The organism is Pseudothermotoga elfii DSM 9442 = NBRC 107921, from assembly GCF_000504085.1.
GTDB lineage: Bacteria > Thermotogota > Thermotogae > Thermotogales > DSM-5069 > Pseudothermotoga_B > Pseudothermotoga_B elfii.
In genome coordinates, this window is record NC_022792.1 from 13,448 (window position 1) to 31,567 (window position 18,120).

Consider the following 18,120-nt stretch of genomic DNA (forward strand, 5'->3'; position numbering starts at 1 on the left):
CAATGCCTCCTCTCAAACGTTCAGTACCTGAACCATTCTATCAAAACTTTTAAGTTCCTCGCTCAAATCAATAAAATTATCACTTGTATATCTAACATTTTCGCACAATCTTGTAAATTCCTCAACAGGGGCTATGTCAAATTTTATATACTTTGTTTTATAATGCATAGGAATCGCAATTTTCGGCTTGATCAGGTCCAAAATCTTTCTTGCTTCTTTCGGTCCTATGGTAAAAGTCCCTCCTACCGGTAAAAGCAGAACATCTAAATCTTTTAGATGTTTTATCTGTGACTCATCCGGAATGTGACCAAGATCGCCAAGGTGAGCTACTCTGAATCGACCGAAATCAAATACAAAAACTATATTACGACCCCTCCGGGCACCAGATTCATCATCATGAAAAGTTTCTATTCCAGAGATCTTCACGTCCCTGAATTCATAGTCCCCCGAATCCTTGATAATCTCAAATTTTCCTTTAATGAGTCTGTGGGCATTGTGATCAAAATGCTGGTGACTTTCCGTAATTAAATCAACGGTTACATCTGGAACTCTATAGCCAACCGAACTATCAAAAGGATCGGTGAGTATCAATGTCTTGCCGGTATCAATCAAAAAACATGCATGCCCAAACCACGTTATTCTCATGCCAACACCCCCTTGGTTTTCTCATCGAAAAAAATCTTACGTTCAGACTAATTCATTCAACAAAATTATAACAGCATTTACTATCGCTGGATTCACTTATAACCAGCCAGCATTAGTATCAGTCTATAATTACGAGTGCTATACAATTTATATACAGATACATTATTATAACCTAATCGCTTTTATATAGATAACTTTATAAACAACCAAATAGAGCCAATAGCCCTTGACAAGCTGGTTTTCAACCCATATAATGATACTGGAAGTACTTAGGAGGTGAAATGATGAGCGAAAGAGAATACGTTGTTGGTATTGATTTAGGCACGACAAATTCAGTAATAGCTTGGATGAAACCGGATGGATCGATTGAAGTAATCCCGAATGCTGAAGGTGGAAGGATAACTCCATCCATAGTAGCCTTCACAAAATCTGGGGAAATAATAGTTGGCGAACCAGCAAAACGCCAGATGATACTCAATTCAGAGCGAACTATTAAATCCATAAAGCGTAAAATGGGAAGCGATTACAAAGTAAAAATCGACGACAAGCAATATACTCCGCAGGAAATCAGCGCTTTGATTTTGAAAAAGATGAAGAAAGACGCTGAACAATACCTGAATGGAAAGATCAAAAAAGCAGTTATAACCTGTCCGGCCTATTTCAACGACGCTCAGAGACAGGCAACAAAAGAAGCCGGGCAAATTGCAGGCTTTGAAGTTCTGAGAATAATCAACGAACCAACTGCTGCTGCACTGGCTTATGGGCTTGACAAGAAAAAAGAAGAGAAGGTGCTTGTTTACGATCTCGGCGGAGGAACATTTGACGTATCCATACTCGAGATAGGCGAAGGTGTTATACAAGTAGTGGCAACATCTGGCAATAACCATCTTGGTGGAGACGATTTTGATCAGAGAATTGTCGATTGGATGGCTGAAGAATTCAAAAAACAGCACGGTGTGGATTTAAGAGAAGACAGACAAGCACTTCAAAGGTTAAGAGATGCCGCAGAGAAAGCAAAAATAGAGCTTTCGAGCAAGCTTGAAACAGACATAAGTTTGCCATACATCACTGCTACTGCATCAGGTCCGCTACATCTCGAATTGAGATTAACGAGATCTCTCTACGAATCTCTTGTTAAAGATCTGTTTGAAATGACAAAAGGTCCCGTGGAGAAAGCCTTAAGTGATGCAAAACTTTCTCCAAAGGACATAAATGAAGTAATACTTGTCGGTGGTATGACGCGTTCACCAACGGTTCACAAGATCATACAAGATATTTTTGGTAAAGAACCTAACAAAGGTGTGAACCCGGATGAGGCAGTTGCAATAGGTGCAGCTATTCAGGCAGCAATTCTTGCTGGAGAAGCAAAAGAAAAAGACATAGTTCTCGTAGATGTTACGCCACTGACGCTTGGTATCGAAGTTAAGGGAGGTCTTATGGAACCTGTTATCCCAAGAAATACCACTATACCTGTTAAAAAAAGTAAGATATTCACAACAGCGGAAGATTATCAAACGGAAGTAGAAATAAGAGTCTATCAAGGTGAAAGAACCATGGCAAGAGACAACATATTCCTCGGAAGCTTTAGACTTGTCGACATTCCACCAGCGCCAAGGGGTGTACCACAGATAGAAGTAACATTCGACATAGACAGCGATGGCATAGTACATGTCTCTGCGAAAGACCTTGCATCTAACAAAGAACAATCGATGGTAGTTACAGGTAGGCATAAATTAAAAGATGAAGACATAAAGAAAATGATGGAAGAAGCTCAGAAATATGAGGAACAAGATAAGAGAAAACGTGAAGAAGTCGAACTCAAAAATAAAGCAGACGATCTTGCCTACAGCGTGAGCAAATCTTTGAAAGAACATGGAGATAAGCTCCCAGCTGATTTGAAATCAAAACTTGAACAGCTTGTCAATGATCTGCGAGATGCGATAAATAAAGATGACATTCCAAGAGTCAAGATGCTTTTCGATGATTTACAGCAAGAGAGCATGAAGGTAGGTCAGTATCTGTACGAAAATGTTAGAAAAGAACAATCAAGTTCACAATAAAGATTTTTGAAAGGAGGGGTCTTCATGTTGCTGGAAAGACGTGAGGATTTCATGAAACCATTCAGAGAACTTCAACGTGAAATCGACAGGCTTTTTGAAGACTTCTTCGCTCCAGTGACTCGCAGAAGCACAGTTTATTCGTATTTACCAGATGTCGATGTTTATGAAACCGATGACTCAGTAGTGGTCGAAGTCGAGGTTCCTGGAATGGACAAAAAAGACTTTGAAGTAAAGGTCGAAGACAGTATTTTGAGAATCACCGGCGAAAAGAAACTCGAGCGCGAGAAGGAGAACAGAAACTACAAAGTCGTTGAAAGATGCTACGGGAAATTTGAAAGAACCCTGTCGTTGCCTGACTATGTCGATGCAGACAAAATCAAAGCAAAATATGAAAACGGTGTCTTGACAATCTCCCTGCCTAAACGCGAAGAGAAAAAGGCTAAAGTAGTGGATGTGAAAATTGAGTAAAAGATGGGGCGGGCAACCGCCCCATTAATTTAGGAGGTGATAATTGTGATTGATTTCAAAGATTACACTGAAAGTGCCCAAAGAGTTCTAACTTCTGTCCAAGACATTCTAAATAGATTTTCCCAAAATCAAATGTCCTCTGAGCACATATTACTTGCCATATTAGAGGATAGCGACAACGCAGCTATAGATATTTTGAAAAAAATAGGAGTAAATATAGATACCCTGAGAGATGAGACATCTTCGTTTGTTAGCAGATATGGAATGCGTGGAGGATTAATAAACCCATCTGGATCTCTATCTCAGGTCTATATAACACCCGATGCAAGGCATGTGCTCGAAGAATCAAAAAAAGAAGCGAGAAGAATGGGAGATGAAAAAATAGGAACCGATCATTTGTTGCTTGGAATGATTTTATCACCAAGTTCAATGACATACAGATTGCTCTCCAGACACGGCGTCACTCCAGATAAAGTTTACGAAGCCATAAGAGAGCTGAGAACAAGTGGAAAAACTGCCGAAGATGAGAATGTCGACGTATTGTTCAAATTCACCGAAGATCTTACAAAACTCGCCAAGGATGGAAAACTGCTACCTGTAATAGGAAGAGAGAAAGAGATTCTCAGAATTATACAAATACTTGGCAGAAAATTCAAAAATAATCCGGTTTTGATAGGAGATCCTGGAGTAGGGAAAACGGCAGTTGCCGAAGGACTGGCTCAAAAAATAATCTCAGAAAATGTACCAGGTTTTCTAAAAAATAAAAAAATCCTGAAATTGGATATGGGAAGGATCATTGCCGGTACCAAATTTAGAGGTGAATTCGAAGAGAGAATGAAAAAATTGATAGATGCCCTTAAAAAAAATGTCGGGCAGTACATACTGTTTATAGATGAACTTCACACTGTCGTTGGTGCAGGTGCAGCAGAGGGCGCCGTTGATGCTGCTAATTTACTCAAACCAGAGCTTGCTCGAGGCGAAATGCAGGTAATAGGAGCAACAACTGTTAATGAATATAGAAAATATGTTGAAAAAGATAAAGCACTGGCTCGAAGATTCCAGCCGGTCTTCGTGGGGGAACCATCTGTTGAAGAAACTATTGAAATATTGCGCGGTATAAAAAAAGAATTTGAAAAACACCATGAGGTATCAATAACTGATCAGGCGCTTGTTGCAGCTGCCCGTTTGGGTGCAAGATATATCACAGATCGTTTTCTACCAGATAAAGCAATAGACTTAATAGATGAAGCTGCATCAGCAATAAGACTTCAAGATAATGGAAAAATTGTGAATGAAAACGATATAGCCAAGGTAGTAGAGCTCTGGACGGGTATACCTGTCTCAAAAATGTTGCAATCTGAAAGAGAAAAGTTGATGAATCTTGAGCAACTCATCCACAAAAGAATTGTAGACCAAGATAACGCAGTAAAAATTGTTGCACAAACAATAAGAAAATCAAGGGCCGGTCTGAAAGATCCAAAAAGACCAAATGGTGTCTTTCTCTTTCTTGGTCCAACAGGTGTTGGCAAAACAGAACTTGCAAAAGCTCTCGCGGAGGTTCTTTTTGGAAGTGAAGATGCTTTGATAAGGATTGATATGAGCGAATACACAGAAAAACACACCGTTAGTCGATTAATCGGTGCACCTCCTGGATATGTCGGTTACGAAGAAGGGGGTCAACTAACCGAACAAGTCAGAAGAAGGCCATACAGTGTTATTCTGCTCGATGAAATAGAAAAGGCACATCAAGAAGTTTTCAATGTTCTGCTTCAGGTATTTGACGACGGCAGATTAACCGACGGCAAAGGTAACACAGTAGATTTCAGGAATACAATTATAATAATGACAAGCAATATAGCAAGTGAGCAAATACTTGATGCCCTCGAAGAAGGCATTGATGATTTGACAGTAATGATTGAAGAAGAAATGAAAAAGCATTTCAAGCCAGAGTTTGTAAACAGAATAGATGCAGCTGTTGTTTTCAAACCTCTCTCACTTGAGCACATGAAACAAATTGTTGAACTTCAACTCGAAAAAATTTCTGAAAGACTTAGTGAACAGGGAAGAAAAGTATATTTTACAGAGCAAGCAAAGGAATATATAGCCAAACGCGGGTATCTTCCTGCGCTTGGTGCAAGACCTCTCAGAAGGGTTGTGGAGAGCGAAATAGAAGCTCCTATTGCCGAAAAAATAATTTCAGAGCAATTCAAAGAGAACGAAACAATAACAATAGATGCAGACGAATACGGAATAATATTTAAATAAAGAGGGGCAGTTGCCCCTCATATTTTTGCAACAGATTGTCGCTCGATAAAATGTGCTTTTAAAACTGTCCTGCTCGTTTTTTTATCGTGAAAGATATTGTTGATCAAAAGAGTGGCAGCTATCAGACCCATTTGTTCTGGTTCCTGAGCAACACAGGTAATTGGAGGTTCAAAAATTTCATTCCAGTGAGAATCATCAAAAGAAACAAGCGAAATGTCCTGCGGGACTTTCAATCCAGTTTCTTTGATGACCTTCATAACACCAAGCATCATCAAATTGTTGCTCACGATAAGTGCTGTGGGTTTTCTGCATAGAGAAAAAAACCTCTTGGCTGCTCGATATCCTCCCTCTTCGCTTGATTCTCCGTCTATAATCCACTCATTCTGAACAGTTATTCCAAGCTCCTTACATGCCTTCAGAACCCCATTAAGTCTTTCCTTTCCAGTAAAAGATCTGGCCCTTAATGTCATTATTCCAATTGTTCTATGTCCACTTTTGTAAAGATATGTCACAAGCTCCCTAACGCCAGATTCATTATCTGTTATGACATAACTCACATCTACATTTGGTACTATCCTGTCGAAAAAAACAAGCGGAATTCCTGATTCTGCAATTTTTTTGTATATAGTTCTGTTACCTCCAGAATCAACTGGAGCAGCAAGAATGCCTTCTACTTTCTGACTTGCAAGTGTTCTAAGATTCTCCACTTCTTGATCAGGATCTTCATTAGTAGAACACAAAAGCAGGTGATACCCTATCGGCCGAAGGACTTTTTCCATCCCGCGAACAGTATATGCGAAAAAAGGATTAGAAATATCTGGTATCAAAACACCTATAATTTTAGTCTGACCTTTTTTCAATCCCATCGCTGTCAGATCCGGAAGATACCCCATCTTCTCGGCTAATTGTATTATCTTTTCTCTGAGTTGAGCACTCACACCGGGTTTACCATTTAAAGCACGAGACACAGTTGATGCATTGACACCAAGTTTTTTTGCAATATCTTTGATCGTTATTTTCATCACAACCCAGCGCAGGAGACTGCATCTTCTTTAAGATGAAGAAAAGTGCGCTGTTCCCTCCTTTCTAACATTAGCATCTTTGTTAAGTCTTGATACTTAGCTGATGAATGAATTTTTTCCCCATTCAATGTACGTATATCAAAATACCCAGAACTCAAACTATAAATTATACCAACTTGATTTTTGTACCTCACTTTATCAAACCTTCTATGAATACCTTTCTTGCCAGATAATTCAGATTTATACCCTGCTCTCCATAAACAATATTCTCTTACATCGAAAAAACCTTTTTGTGGACCTTCTTGATATTGACTGCCTTCTACGTCAGGGTTGACTATTTTGTGTATATCAAACGGTGCTATTTCTACTTTTGCAATCGGCAGTATCTTGGTTATTAAGTTAACAAGTCTGTTGTGTGCATCAACCTTCCATTGAAGACTTGGTGACAACCAATTATTTCGTCTCTTTCTATTTAGAAACCTTGTTTTTCCATATCTTCTGTTTCTTCTATACTCTCTTCTCTCTAAAAGCAGTTTCTTTATATCTTGTCGCAGTTCTACTTCAATGCTGAACAGTTTTTGTTTGTCTGTTATTGCTGAAACGCCAGCTGTTTTTGAACCTGTGTCCATTCCAGCAATAACAGGTTGTGTGTATGTTGTTGTGTCATACAGCAACTGGATTGTAAATGGTTCTCTTCTAACAACTTTTGCAAGACCCTGTTTTAATAATCTTCTTACTTTTCTATGCCTTTTTGTTGGCATTAATGGTTTGCTATCTTTTGAAATTACATAAACCACACAATCACTTCCAATTGTCTTTTGACGATAACTCAGGGATTATCCCTGTAAGGTGCTCATCCCCAATGTTAGACAGGCTTGTTATGTGCAGATCACTGCCCTTACCCCTCAGGACTGTTTAGACCTGCACGACAGAGTCTGGAACTTGAGCAGCATCCCAAGGTGTAACTGTCTAACGTAGCCACTTATGTGGCTGAGGGTAGTCAATCAGGCTTTTTTCAAGCCCCCGCTTTCTATAGTGGGCAGTTGACTCTTACACTCCTCTTTTCTTCGCGTCTTCGCGCACAATTTATTTTACATGACTTGCATAAGTGATCAATTCTGAAAATCAATGATTTTTTACCGTTCTGAGGATATTATAGTGGAAATTCTCCTTGTTTCACTTTTTTGCATCATTTTTTCATATTTGACTATAACATTTTTCTGTTTTATTCTATTTTCAGATTATCGCAAACGAATGCGTTACTTTATATAGAAAGGAGTGTTACTTTTGAAAAGAAAAGTTGGGCTCATGACCTTTTCCGATGGCAGAGAATATGTTCACAAAGACCTTATAAATATCAACAAAGCTTTTGAGCAAAAACTTGTTGAGGCTCTTGAATCTACCGGAGAAATACAGGTAATAAGGTCAAATAAGATTGTAAATAAACCCTCTGTAGCCAGAGAAGAAGCTGTTTTTCTAAATAATAGTGGAGCACAAATGACTATTTTCAATTATGCGGTCTGGGCCTTTCCGCATTTCAGCGTGATTGCAAGTAAATTCGCTCCACCACCATTTTTACTCTTCGGAAATATTAATCCAAAATACCCGGGCATGGTGGGAATGCTTGCCGCAGCAGGCGCACTCGATCAAGATGGTACTCAGACTTACAGAGTCTGGGGAGATATAAAACAAAAAGATGTTCTGAGAAAAGTCCTTGCTTTTGTAAGGGCCGCGACTGCAAGAAACATGCTTAGAGGTCAAAGATATGGTCTTTTTGGCGGAAGGTCGATGGGCATGTACACAGCTGTTCCAAATGTGGATTTATGGAACAAGCTCTTTGGAATAGACATAGAGCACATAGATCAACTTGAAATCATTGAAAAAAGTAAAAAAATACCAGATCAAGCCGCAAAAAGTGCAAGAGAGTGGCTTGAAAAATTAACAAGAAAGATCCACTACGATGGCAAACAGCTCACACCAGAAAAGCTCGAACTGCAGATCAAGAGTTATTACGCTGTCAAAAAGATCTGTGAAGAATTCGAACTTGATTTTACAGGTATAAAAGCTCAGCCAGAATTGACAGAGCATTTTGTCACCATGGATCTCACAGAAGCCTTTATGAACGATCCGTACGATTTCGATGGCCCAAAGGAACCAATCGTATGTGCAACTGAAGCTGATTCAGATGGTGCTTTAACAATGCAAATATTGAAGCTTATATCCAACCAGCCCGTGCTTTTTGCTGATCTTCGCCACTATGATGAACAGGATGATTTCTTTGATCTGTGTAACTCTGGAGAACACGCCACTTTTTTTGCGGCAAAATCTTATGATCCCGCCGTGAATCTTGCAAAAGTGGAGCTCTATCCAGAAAGTTTCTATTTTCCAGCAGGTGGAGCTTCTATAAGACACATCGCAGCACCTGGGGAAGTAACTCTGGCTCGCCTCACGAGAAAAAACGGCGAGTATGTGATGACTGTTATAAAAGGAGAATTTCTTGATTTTGGTGAGCAAAAAAACGAAGAGAAGGCAAGAAATACACAGATTGAATGGCCTCATGCTTTTGCAAAACTCAAAATCTCAGCAGATGATTTTCTGGCAACTTATAGTTCTAACCATATTCATGGAGTGTATGGAGATTACGTGGAAGAATTAAAGCATTTCTGCGATATATCAGGAATCAAATGTGTCATCTACGCATAAATCATATGTTGGTTCAAATATTTTTTAATAAGGAGGTATGCACTATGGATTTAGTAAAAGAATTCGGCAGGATCTTGGTTCCTATGATTACACCTTTCAATGAGGATTACTCTGTCGATTATCAAACGGCCAGGAAAGTGGCAAGATACATAATCGATAACAAATACTGTGATTCAATCATTGTCAGTGGTACAACGGGCGAATTTCATTCCCTTTCTTTCGACGAGAGAGTAAAACTGTTCGAGGAGATCAAGGATGAGATGGGAAACGAAGTTCCATTGATAGCAGGCACGGGTGCCGTGTACACAAAAGAAGCCATCAAGTTAACAAAAGAAGCAGAGAGACTTGGATACAAAGCTGCAATGGTGATTGTGCCATATTATTGTCATCCAACGCAAGAAGGGATATATCAACATTTTAAAGAGATAGCAGAGAATACATCGCTACCGATAATAATATACAACATACCATTGTTCGTAAATGAAAGTATTTCTCCTGAGACGGCAGCAAGACTTTCAGAGATAGAAAACATAGTTGCTGTGAAAGACGAAGCAGGGATCAATCCTCTACAAACAATGGAGTTTATAAAAAAATCTGGAGGCAAATTAACGGTCTATTCCGGGGATGACATAATGATTTTGCAAGTTATTCAGCAAGGTGGAATAGGAGTGGTTAGTGGAGGAGCACACGTGGTGGGAGATATGATAAGAGACCTGATAGATTCGTTTCTATCAGGAAAAGTGGAAAGATCGAGGAAGCTATTCGAAATATTGTACGATGTATTCAAGAGTTTCTTCGGTGTATCAGATAGTCGAGTTAATCCAACACCAGGTGTGAAAATGGCATTGGAGGTGGTAAGTGGTCTCCGCGTTTCAACAGCGAGACCACCGCTTCTAACTTATACAAAGGAAGATAGAGAGTTCATAAGTAAAGCCTTGAAAATCGCAAGAAAAGAGTATCAGAAATTAAGTTAAAGGGGAGGGATCATGGATGAAAAGGTTTCCATTTTTTCTGTTGATGGTTATGATTATTTTGGTTTTCGGTTCCTTAACAGTTTTGGCTGAGAAAGTCTATGTAATGAAATTCGGTTGGATCGATCCACCTGATCCTTACAGCAATCCAACGAGTGCATACGCAGTTACTTTAAAAAGTGAAGTAGAAAGACTTTCTGGCGGGAGAATAAAGGTCGAACTTTATCCAGCTGGTCAACTTGGTGATCAACGATCATCTGTCGAACAGGTTAGAAAAGGTACCATAGAAGCTTGTAATATCAGTTCGGGTGTTCTGGCTTCAGCATATTATCCACCACTGGAACTGGTTGATATGCCGTTTTTATTTACTTCATATGAACACGTTAGATTGGTTGTAAATAGCGACTTTATGAAAAATCTTATTGAAGATTGTGCTAAAAAGACAGGGATTAGGATACTTTCACTTCAACCATTTGGATTCAGACATATATTCAATAGCAGACGACCAATTAAAGTTCCGAGCGATTTGAAAGGTTTGAAAATAAGAACGATGGAAATAGTCCCTCACATGAAATTAATCGAAGCTGCTGGGGGCACGCCAACTCCAATGCCAATGTTAGAACTTTACACAGCTTTACAAACAAAAGTAGTGGACGGTGCAGAAAACACGATATCTAATATTTTGGCTCAAAAGTATTATCAGGTTCAAAAGTATCTAACTTTAACAGGCCATCTCATGGGAATAGGAGCTACCATAATTAATGAAGAATGGTTCCAGTCATTACCAAGCGATTTAAAAGCGGCACTTGTAGAAGGCGAAAAGACTGCTTGGTTAGTTTATTCAGGAATAGGCCAACTTGTTTCCGATGTCAAGCTGGATGAATTGAAAAAGAAAATGGAAGTGTATGTTCCAACCACTAAAGAAATAGAATTGTGGAAAGAGAAAACCCAATCTTATGTTAAGGAATATCTCGTTGAAAAATTAGGTAAAGATCTTGTGGATGAATTTCTTAAGATTGTCGATGAAGCCAGACAACAAATAGTTACTGAAGCAACTTCCCTGGGTAAATAACTCTGAATTCCAAACATCACGGGGAATCCCCGTGATGTTTGGAAAATCAGGATAAGGGAGGACACCTATATGTTAAAGAAAATAGACTCTCTTTTGAGAAAAATAACTGAATATACTGGGGTTATTCTATTAATAGCTATGTTTGCAATAACAATATTCGGCATTTTAAATAGATATGTTCTTGTCAATCCTGTCTTTTGGACGGCGGAATTGACTCGCTATCTTATGTTTTACATGGTTACTTTATCCTGCGGATTGGTATTTCGTGAAAATCGTCATCCCAATCTTCTCATAGTTTTGGAGAAAATGCCATCAAAGATTCGTAAAAATTGGCTGTTTATAGTAGATATCTTAATTTTCTTTTCATACATTGTGGTAATAAAAGAAGGATTTTCGATGGCAGTAGATGCTTTGATAATGAAAACTCCTGCTTTGAGAATACCATTTTTCTACATTTATCTTGCATTGCCAATAGGTGGTGTTCTCATGGAGATACAAATAATTTTCAAATATATAGTCAAAAACAAAGGGGGATAAACTTATGTCCACAGCACTTTTAGTCGTAATTTTATCTTTCGCATTTTTTACGATCATGGGAATGCCTCTGTCTTTCACTATGCTTTTGAGTTCAATTGTGTACTTCTTGGTTAAAGGTGACCCCCTTTATTTAGTCGTCCATACTTTTTTCACGGGTTTGGATGCTTTTACTCTTTTGGCAATTCCATTTTTCATCTTAGCAGGGGAGCTGATGGTATACTCCGGCACCATAAACAAAATAGCTGAATTCTCAAATGTTTTAGTTGGAAAATATCGAGGTGGTTTAGCTTATGTCAACGTTTTGGCAAGTATGCTCTTTGGAGGGGTTTCTGGTTCCGCTATTGCTGATGTTGGTGGCATAGGAAGACTAATAATGGATTCAATGGTAGAAGCTGGATATGATAAGCCGTTTTCAGTTGCTTTGACTGTGAGCTCTTCTATTCAGGGTCCGTTGATTCCGCCAAGTATAATAATGGTACTTTTAGGTGCGATCACAGGTGTTTCAATTGGTGGATTATTGTTGGGAGGCGCTATACCAGGTATTCTTGTTGGTATCTCGCAAATAATAATCATTGCTATCATAGCCAAGAAAAAAAATTTCCCCAGATATTTACTTAATGTAACTTTTGGTAGAAAGATCAAAATTCTGTTTGGTGGAACACCATTTTTGATTATGCCTTTTATTATATTGGGCGGTATATTAAGCGGCATGTTCACACCTACAGAAGCTTCTGGAATCGCCGTGCTTTATGGCTTAGTATTATCACTGGTGATCAAAAAAGGAAAATTAGGAAAAGATGTTCTAAAATATTTGAAAAGCGCTATGATAACTTCAGCTGCTATTCTAATGCTCACAGGAACTTCCAGTGTATTCGCAAGAATCTTGGCTATAGAAAAAGTACCCGAAGTTCTCACAAATTTTCTTCTGTCAACAATTGGAGAAAATAAATTTTTCTTCTTGTTGTTTGTGAATATCTTCTTGCTTCTTTTTGGTATGGTCATGGATGCTATGCCTGCACTGCTAGTCCTTGCACCAACCTTTTTGCCGATTGCCATTAATCACTATGGATTGAATCCCGTTCATTTTGGGGTGATAATGGGATTCAATCTGATCATAGGACTCATGACACCTCCATATGGAGCTGCATTGTTTACAGGTGCCGCTGTGAGCGGATTATCCATCGGTAAAATTTCGAAGGAAATGATTCCTTTTATAATAGCTTCAATTATAATCTTGTTCTTGGTAACATACATTCCGGAGACCGTATTATTTCTTCCAAGATTATTTGGGGTAGTCGAGTAATTTGAGTTCGAGAGGAGATCTATTATGTTCAAAATTGTTGAACTTTTTTCTGGTGATTTTGAAGAAAAGGTTTTTATACACTCAGAAAATTTGAAAGCAATTCTAATTCCTAAAGAAAGTGCCTCTCGCCCAGTGGAAAATCCAAGGGATGTAGTAGAAAAAATGCTCAATATGCCTGTGGACTCCAAATCTTTGGAATTATTGCTAAGTGAAGATTCAAGGGTTTCAATTGTTGTCGATGACGCAACTCGTCAAACACCAACAAAGTTCATCTTGAAAATTTTATTGAAAAAATTAGAAAAAATCAGGGTAAAGAAAAAGAACATAGTAATGCAAATAGCAAATGGATTACACCGCTTAACAACATTGGAAGAAAAAAAGAAAATATTTGGAATGGAAATTCTTGAAAAATTCGAAGTTCACGATAATGACACAAAAAATGATCAATATCAGTACTTTGGAGAAACATCCAAGGGTACACCTTTGTTTTTCAACAAAAGAGTAACTTCAGCTGATTTAATTGTAACTATTGGAATGATTAAATCACATTCCTTCGCTGGATTCACTGGTGGCGCGAAAAGTATACTCCCAGGTATATCAAACGAAAAAACCGTGCTTTCAAATCATCGTTTTGAGTTTATAGAATATCCCAATGGTATTTTGGGCGATGCAGAAAAGAGCATGGTTAGACAAGATATGGAAGAGGCTGCAAAGAAATTGCCTGTTTTTATCATCAATGTTGTCTTGAATGATAAAAATCAGATCATTGACGTTGTAGCTGGTGATGTCATTGGTGCGCATCGTAAAGGAGTAGAAGCCTTTAAAAAAATGGCAGAAGTTTTTTTGAAAGAGCCCATGGATTTGGTTGTAGTTGAAGGGGGGTACCCCGGTTCTATAAACTTTTATCAAGCACTCTTTGGTTGTAATGTTGTTCTCACAACTCCTAAGCCAGTACTTAAAGAAAACGGAATCATAATTTTATTTGCGCAATGTAAAGAAGGCATGGGAAGTGATATCATTGAAGAACTTTTTACGACATATCGAGATCCAAAGAAAGTTTTAAAGTATCTAAAAGCCTCTTCTCCATTACCAGAACAATGGGCAGCTCAATTCCTGGCATCGTTTTTACTCAGAGCACGCCTAATTGTTATCACATCGAACACACTGTTAAAAGACAAATTAAAAAACTTTGGAATAACATGCTTCAACTCGACTCAGGAAGCAATCGATAATTTTATCGCTGAAAATGAAAAGATAAATGTCGCTGTGATAAAAAATCCAGACTTTCTGATACCCAATCTGGAATAAATGTTGAAGCGTCTTTCATTTTCTGTTCTTTAACAAATCCTTTTGATTGTATTTCTGCGCGATTTTGCGCTACAATCATGGTACGATAAACGAAAAAAATTATTTCATTTCATAAAATGAAGAGTGAAAAAGATATGAAGAGTGAAAAAGATCATAAGATCAGAGAAATTGAAAGAAAAAATAAAAGGATTGAAAAAACTTACCCAATTTTTGATTGATATCAATGTAAGAAACAGTACTGGTTTTTTGGTGTCTGTTGGAAGTATTCAAGAATGTGCGGTAATGCTCACAGATGAAGAGAAAAGATAATATTCGAAATAGTCAAAGAGAAAGCAGGAAAAGCAAGAGACGAAGTTCCTGCAACTGGTGGATGTGACTGTGCCGATACACGAACAACGGTCATAAAGTTGGTTCATTGTACAGAAAAAACTGGACTGGACTCGGTGGAATGATGATCAGTCTGTTGTATTGTTGGAGATCTAACGAAGAGATAGTTTTAACCCGCTACAAAGCAATCGCAAAAGAAACCGAATTAAGACTTGTTTCACAACTCGATATATTTTTGGAAACATCGATAAAGTTGATCAATAAAATTAGCCGCCTTAAAGGGCGGTGCTTTTTGTATTGAGAAATTCGAAAAGTAGTTGAAATTCTGTGAAACAAAATAACGACCTTTAATGCTGCGGGTGAACCGCCCAAATCTCATACAATAATCTTATGCTACTCAAATGGGTGCAAAGGGGTGTGTTTCAGGTCCTGCAGCAGTTTTCCCCGAGTTTTTTGTAAGGCTGTATGAGCAGTTCAAAAAAGGTGATATCGAAGGAGCAAGGCAAACTCAGAGAAAACTTACAAAACTTTCACTTGCCTTGGGAGATGGAGCAAGTATTCCTATATTGAAAACAGTTTTGAGCTGGCGAGGAATCAACGCAGGCGGATGCAGATCACCTCTTAAAATTCTTAATGAAACCGAGCTTCAGAAATTGAAGATCTCAATTGAAACCGTTCTTGAGGAGGTAAAATTAACCTTTTGATTTTCAATAACCTGCTTTTCTCAAATTTTCTTTCATATCGTTGATAGTCACTCTCAGATACCTTTCCGTGGTCGCCAGACTCGAGTGCCCAAGAAATTCCTGGACAATTTTGAGATTTACACCTTTCTTCAAAAGATTCGTCGCAGCGGTGTGCCTTAAAACATGCGGTGATATATGTTTAATTCCAGTTTTCTTTGCAAGATTTTTGAGCAGATATGAAATACCATGGGAAGTTATTGGTTTGCCGGAAAGATTTTTCAAGAGAGGTTCTTCTTCTTTCAATTTAGGAACTATCTTGAATATATAGGGTTTAAGTTTGGAAGGAATCGGAACTATTCTCATTTTCCTTCCTTTTCCATTAACCAATATATGATCTTCCCGAAGATTTATGTGCCCTACTTTTAAAGATCTGATCTCACTAACCCTCAAACCTGCATAGCCTGCAAGGCCAACAATAAGAAGTTGCCTGTAATCTTCATCAAATATCTTAACAGCCTTGTTCCATAACTTTAGAAACTCTCTTTCAGAAAGCGCTTTCGGTATAGTAGAAGACCTTCCCTTAACTTTAAGTTTGTTTCTTAAATCAAGTAATATTTCTGGAGAAACTTCCTCAAGAAATCTTCTTATAGCACAGTAATATAGATTCACTGTAGATGGCTTCCGACCTTCTGCAGTTGTTTCAGCCCATTTGAGGATCTCTTCTACATTGAGCTCTTCAATGCTCTGTGTAAATTTCCTCACAGCGGACATATAGGCTCTGACGGTCATTGAACTCAATTTTTGACTCCGAAGAACGGCTTCAAAACGTTTGAGTAAATCAACATCTGTTTTCATGATCCCGGCCTCCTTAAATTATGTAGATATACGTTAAAGAGAGACATTTTCATCACCGATCGGACGTAGTTTCAATCAATTGCAGGCATAATATTTTAAAACAAAAGTGAAAGGTAATATTAAGAATGAGAAAAATTTATAAATCAAAATAATGATGATTATTGATAGTAAAGATTCAAATGATTTTTCTTTTTCTAAGTGTATTTTCGCATTTTTTGTATTATCGTGTCAATCGCAAACTCTATAGTTTTTCAGCACTATTTTTGAATAAAAACTTTCCTCGTCGTAACTTTGAACTTAGATTTCTTCAATGTACTATCAATAATCATCATTCTCGTTAGTTGTCATTATAACTATATAAATGTCAGGAGGAGATACGATGCAGCAGAAAAAAATACTAATAGTTGCGGAAAGCAGAAATAAACTCAAAAGCATTCAAGAGTTTCTTCAGGGAAAATGTTTACTTGACATATGCGAAAACTGCATAGATGCCTACAGGATCTGTCGAAAATCACCCTGTGAATATGACCTTCTCATAACATATTGTGATTATCCATTCAATATTCTTCCTTTGATACGTGCAATAAGAAATGATATATCCTTCATACATCCGTATATTCTTGCTGTTACGGATGACAGGCTTAAAACAACCACCATAGCATTAAAGGCTGGTGCAGATAGTGTTGTTGAAAAAGAAACAGTTCAGGATTTTCTGAGATCTGCCCTTGAAAAAGAAAAAAAGTCAACAGATCTCAGGGCCTTTACAGAGTTCGCAATGAAAATCATTGAGTATAAAAACTTCCCCACTTACGAACATTCGAAAAATGTAAAAATTATTTCCTCTATCCTGGCAAATCTCTACTTTCTGGAAAACAAAAAGATTGATTTTCAATTTCACGATAATTTGAGGATTGCGGCACTTTTTCATGATATAGGAAAAATACTTGTTCCTGAATCGATTCTCTGTAAACCGTCTTCGCTAACATATGATGAGTTCAATACTATGAAAAGCCACACCAGGAGGGGAGCTGAACTTTTCTCGACAATTTCGAAAATTTATCCGGAAGACGAATTGTTGTCAGCATGTATGAAAGTATGTTTATACCATCACGAAAAGTTTGATGGAAGTGGATATCCTCACGGATTAAAAGGCGAGCAGATTCCTCTGGAAGCAAGAATTGTGGCGATTGCGGATGTTTTTGACGCGTTAACATCAGTTAGATACTATAGATCTGCTTATTCGTTAGAAAAAGCTCTACGTGTCATGGAAGAGGAAAAAGCTCATTATGATCCCTATATTTTTCATCTGTTCATGGACAATATCGAGTTCTTCTGCAACTTGAAATTAGACAGCTCTCATTCTGAAAGTCCGTTATAGTATAATTCTCCTGAGATACAGGAGGTGATTTTTCATGAATTTTGAGATTGTACAGGTCAAAATTCCAGAAGGGGCTAACGTCATTATAGGTCATTCACATTTTATTAAGACCGTGGAAGATTTGTATGAAGTCATAGTCACAACAAACCCAAATATTAAATTTGGCCTGGCTTTTAATGAAGCAAGTGGCCCTTGCCTGATAAGGTATGAAGGCAATGACCAGCAATTAACTGATGTAGCAATCGAAAATGCCAGAAATATAGGTGCTGGGCATCTATTTGTACTTGTTATCAAAGATGGTTACCCCATAAACATACTCAATCAAATCAAAAATGTTCAGGAAGTTTGCAGAATCTTCGCAGCTACAGCAAACCCACTTCAGGTAATTGTAACTGAAACAGATCAAGGAAGAGCTGTTCTTGGTGTGGTAGATGGATACAAAATCAAGGATGTCGAAACAGAAAAAGATAGAGAGTTCAGACACAATTTTTTAAGACAGGTCACAAAATACAAGAAATAACTG

General features: G+C 38.0%; 17 protein-coding genes. 13 read left to right on the plus strand and 4 right to left on the minus strand.

What is annotated here, in order from left to right:
- Positions 1 to 12 precede the first annotated feature (12 nt).
- Positions 13 to 645: an MBL fold metallo-hydrolase gene (locus TEL01S_RS00070; RefSeq protein ID WP_012002067.1), complete on the minus strand. Its 633-nt coding sequence runs from the start codon at positions 643 to 645 to the stop codon at positions 13 to 15.
- Positions 646 to 926: 281 nt separating this feature from the next.
- Here TEL01S_RS00070 and dnaK point away from each other — a divergent pair, with 281 nt between their 5' ends.
- The 3 genes from dnaK to TEL01S_RS00085 are packed head-to-tail and all read left to right on the plus strand — an operon-like array spanning position 927 to position 5,438.
- Positions 927 to 2,705 carry a molecular chaperone DnaK gene (gene dnaK, locus TEL01S_RS00075; protein WP_028843597.1) on the plus strand — a complete coding sequence of 593 codons (1,779 nt, stop codon included), beginning with the start codon at positions 927 to 929 and terminating at the stop codon, positions 2,703 to 2,705.
- Positions 2,706 to 2,729: 24 nt separating this feature from the next.
- Complete coding sequence (locus TEL01S_RS00080; RefSeq protein ID WP_012002069.1) at positions 2,730 to 3,173, plus strand: Hsp20/alpha crystallin family protein; 444 nt, start codon at positions 2,730 to 2,732, stop codon at positions 3,171 to 3,173.
- A gap of 45 nt (positions 3,174 to 3,218) precedes the next feature.
- Complete coding sequence (locus TEL01S_RS00085; RefSeq protein WP_012002070.1) at positions 3,219 to 5,438, plus strand: ATP-dependent Clp protease ATP-binding subunit; 2,220 nt, start codon at positions 3,219 to 3,221, stop codon at positions 5,436 to 5,438.
- Positions 5,439 to 5,455: 17 nt separating this feature from the next.
- On the opposite strand, the gene TEL01S_RS00090 is transcribed toward TEL01S_RS00085, so the two are convergent.
- Both TEL01S_RS00090 and iscB read right to left on the minus strand, forming a co-directional pair.
- The gene (locus tag TEL01S_RS00090) at positions 5,456 to 6,460 is read right to left on the minus strand and encodes a LacI family DNA-binding transcriptional regulator (protein ID WP_012002071.1); all 1,005 of its coding nucleotides are present in this window, start codon (positions 6,458 to 6,460) and stop codon (positions 5,456 to 5,458) included.
- Positions 6,460 to 7,257, minus strand: a complete 798-nt coding sequence (iscB, locus tag TEL01S_RS00095) for an RNA-guided endonuclease IscB (protein ID WP_028843595.1) — start codon at positions 7,255 to 7,257, stop codon at positions 6,460 to 6,462. The genes TEL01S_RS00090 and iscB overlap by 1 nt, the downstream gene beginning before the upstream one ends.
- Before the next feature lie 481 nt (positions 7,258 to 7,738).
- Here iscB and TEL01S_RS00100 point away from each other — a divergent pair, with 481 nt between their 5' ends.
- The 8 genes from TEL01S_RS00100 to TEL01S_RS00130 all read left to right on the plus strand — a co-directional run bounded on the left by TEL01S_RS00100 (position 7,739) and on the right by TEL01S_RS00130 (position 15,385).
- Complete coding sequence (locus tag TEL01S_RS00100) at positions 7,739 to 9,163, plus strand: L-fucose/L-arabinose isomerase family protein (RefSeq protein ID WP_232504364.1); 1,425 nt, start codon at positions 7,739 to 7,741, stop codon at positions 9,161 to 9,163.
- Between the two features lie 44 nt (positions 9,164 to 9,207).
- Positions 9,208 to 10,137, plus strand: a complete 930-nt coding sequence (gene dapA, locus TEL01S_RS00105) for a 4-hydroxy-tetrahydrodipicolinate synthase (protein ID WP_028843593.1) — start codon at positions 9,208 to 9,210, stop codon at positions 10,135 to 10,137.
- 16 nt (positions 10,138 to 10,153) lie between these two features.
- Entirely contained in the window at positions 10,154 to 11,206 is a 1,053-nt protein-coding gene (locus TEL01S_RS00110) for a TRAP transporter substrate-binding protein (RefSeq protein WP_051366127.1), read from the plus strand.
- A 69-nt stretch (positions 11,207 to 11,275) separates the two neighbouring features.
- Entirely contained in the window at positions 11,276 to 11,743 is a 468-nt protein-coding gene (locus TEL01S_RS00115) for a TRAP transporter small permease (RefSeq protein WP_028843592.1), read from the plus strand.
- 4 nt (positions 11,744 to 11,747) lie between these two features.
- Entirely contained in the window at positions 11,748 to 13,046 is a 1,299-nt protein-coding gene (locus TEL01S_RS00120) for a TRAP transporter large permease (protein WP_028843591.1), read from the plus strand.
- Between the two features lie 24 nt (positions 13,047 to 13,070).
- On the plus strand, positions 13,071 to 14,354 hold the full coding sequence (locus tag TEL01S_RS00125) for a nickel-dependent lactate racemase family protein (RefSeq protein ID WP_051366129.1): 1,284 nt from the start codon (positions 13,071 to 13,073) through the stop codon (positions 14,352 to 14,354).
- Positions 14,355 to 14,495: 141 nt separating this feature from the next.
- The gene (locus TEL01S_RS10990; protein ID WP_154654499.1) at positions 14,496 to 14,663 is read left to right on the plus strand and encodes a hypothetical protein; all 168 of its coding nucleotides are present in this window, start codon (positions 14,496 to 14,498) and stop codon (positions 14,661 to 14,663) included.
- 419 nt (positions 14,664 to 15,082) lie between these two features.
- Positions 15,083 to 15,385: a dihydrodipicolinate synthase family protein gene (locus TEL01S_RS00130; protein WP_028843590.1), complete on the plus strand. Its 303-nt coding sequence runs from the start codon at positions 15,083 to 15,085 to the stop codon at positions 15,383 to 15,385.
- A gap of 3 nt (positions 15,386 to 15,388) precedes the next feature.
- On the opposite strand, the gene TEL01S_RS00135 is transcribed toward TEL01S_RS00130, so the two are convergent.
- Positions 15,389 to 16,219: a tyrosine-type recombinase/integrase gene (locus TEL01S_RS00135; protein ID WP_012002080.1), complete on the minus strand. Its 831-nt coding sequence runs from the start codon at positions 16,217 to 16,219 to the stop codon at positions 15,389 to 15,391.
- 379 nt (positions 16,220 to 16,598) lie between these two features.
- Here TEL01S_RS00135 and TEL01S_RS10640 point away from each other — a divergent pair, with 379 nt between their 5' ends.
- Together TEL01S_RS10640 and TEL01S_RS00145 are read left to right on the plus strand one after the other, a co-directional pair.
- A complete protein-coding gene (locus TEL01S_RS10640; protein WP_012002081.1) occupies positions 16,599 to 17,597 on the plus strand; it encodes an HD-GYP domain-containing protein in 999 nt (332 codons plus the stop codon).
- A 34-nt stretch (positions 17,598 to 17,631) separates the two neighbouring features.
- The gene (locus TEL01S_RS00145; protein WP_012002082.1) at positions 17,632 to 18,117 is read left to right on the plus strand and encodes an adenosine-specific kinase; all 486 of its coding nucleotides are present in this window, start codon (positions 17,632 to 17,634) and stop codon (positions 18,115 to 18,117) included.
- The last annotated feature ends 3 nt before the right edge of the window (positions 18,118 to 18,120 follow it).

Coding starts and splice junctions, on each gene's coding strand:
- TEL01S_RS00070 (WP_012002067.1), bottom strand. CDS start 645: ATGAGAATAACGTGGTTTGGGCATGCATGTTTTTTGATTGATACCGGC.
- dnaK (WP_028843597.1), top strand. CDS start 927: ATGATGAGCGAAAGAGAATACGTTGTTGGTATTGATTTAGGCACGACA.
- TEL01S_RS00080 (WP_012002069.1), top strand. CDS start 2,730: ATGTTGCTGGAAAGACGTGAGGATTTCATGAAACCATTCAGAGAACTT.
- TEL01S_RS00090 (WP_012002071.1), bottom strand. CDS start 6,460: ATGAAAATAACGATCAAAGATATTGCAAAAAAACTTGGTGTCAATGCA.
- dapA (WP_028843593.1), top strand. CDS start 9,208: ATGGATTTAGTAAAAGAATTCGGCAGGATCTTGGTTCCTATGATTACA.
- TEL01S_RS00110 (WP_051366127.1), top strand. CDS start 10,154: ATGAAAAGGTTTCCATTTTTTCTGTTGATGGTTATGATTATTTTGGTT.
- TEL01S_RS00115 (WP_028843592.1), top strand. CDS start 11,276: ATGTTAAAGAAAATAGACTCTCTTTTGAGAAAAATAACTGAATATACT.
- TEL01S_RS00120 (WP_028843591.1), top strand. CDS start 11,748: ATGTCCACAGCACTTTTAGTCGTAATTTTATCTTTCGCATTTTTTACG.
- TEL01S_RS00125 (WP_051366129.1), top strand. CDS start 13,071: ATGTTCAAAATTGTTGAACTTTTTTCTGGTGATTTTGAAGAAAAGGTT.
- TEL01S_RS00130 (WP_028843590.1), top strand. CDS start 15,083: ATGGGTGCAAAGGGGTGTGTTTCAGGTCCTGCAGCAGTTTTCCCCGAG.
- TEL01S_RS00135 (WP_012002080.1), bottom strand. CDS start 16,219: ATGAAAACAGATGTTGATTTACTCAAACGTTTTGAAGCCGTTCTTCGG.
- TEL01S_RS10640 (WP_012002081.1), top strand. CDS start 16,599: ATGCAGCAGAAAAAAATACTAATAGTTGCGGAAAGCAGAAATAAACTC.
- TEL01S_RS00145 (WP_012002082.1), top strand. CDS start 17,632: ATGAATTTTGAGATTGTACAGGTCAAAATTCCAGAAGGGGCTAACGTC.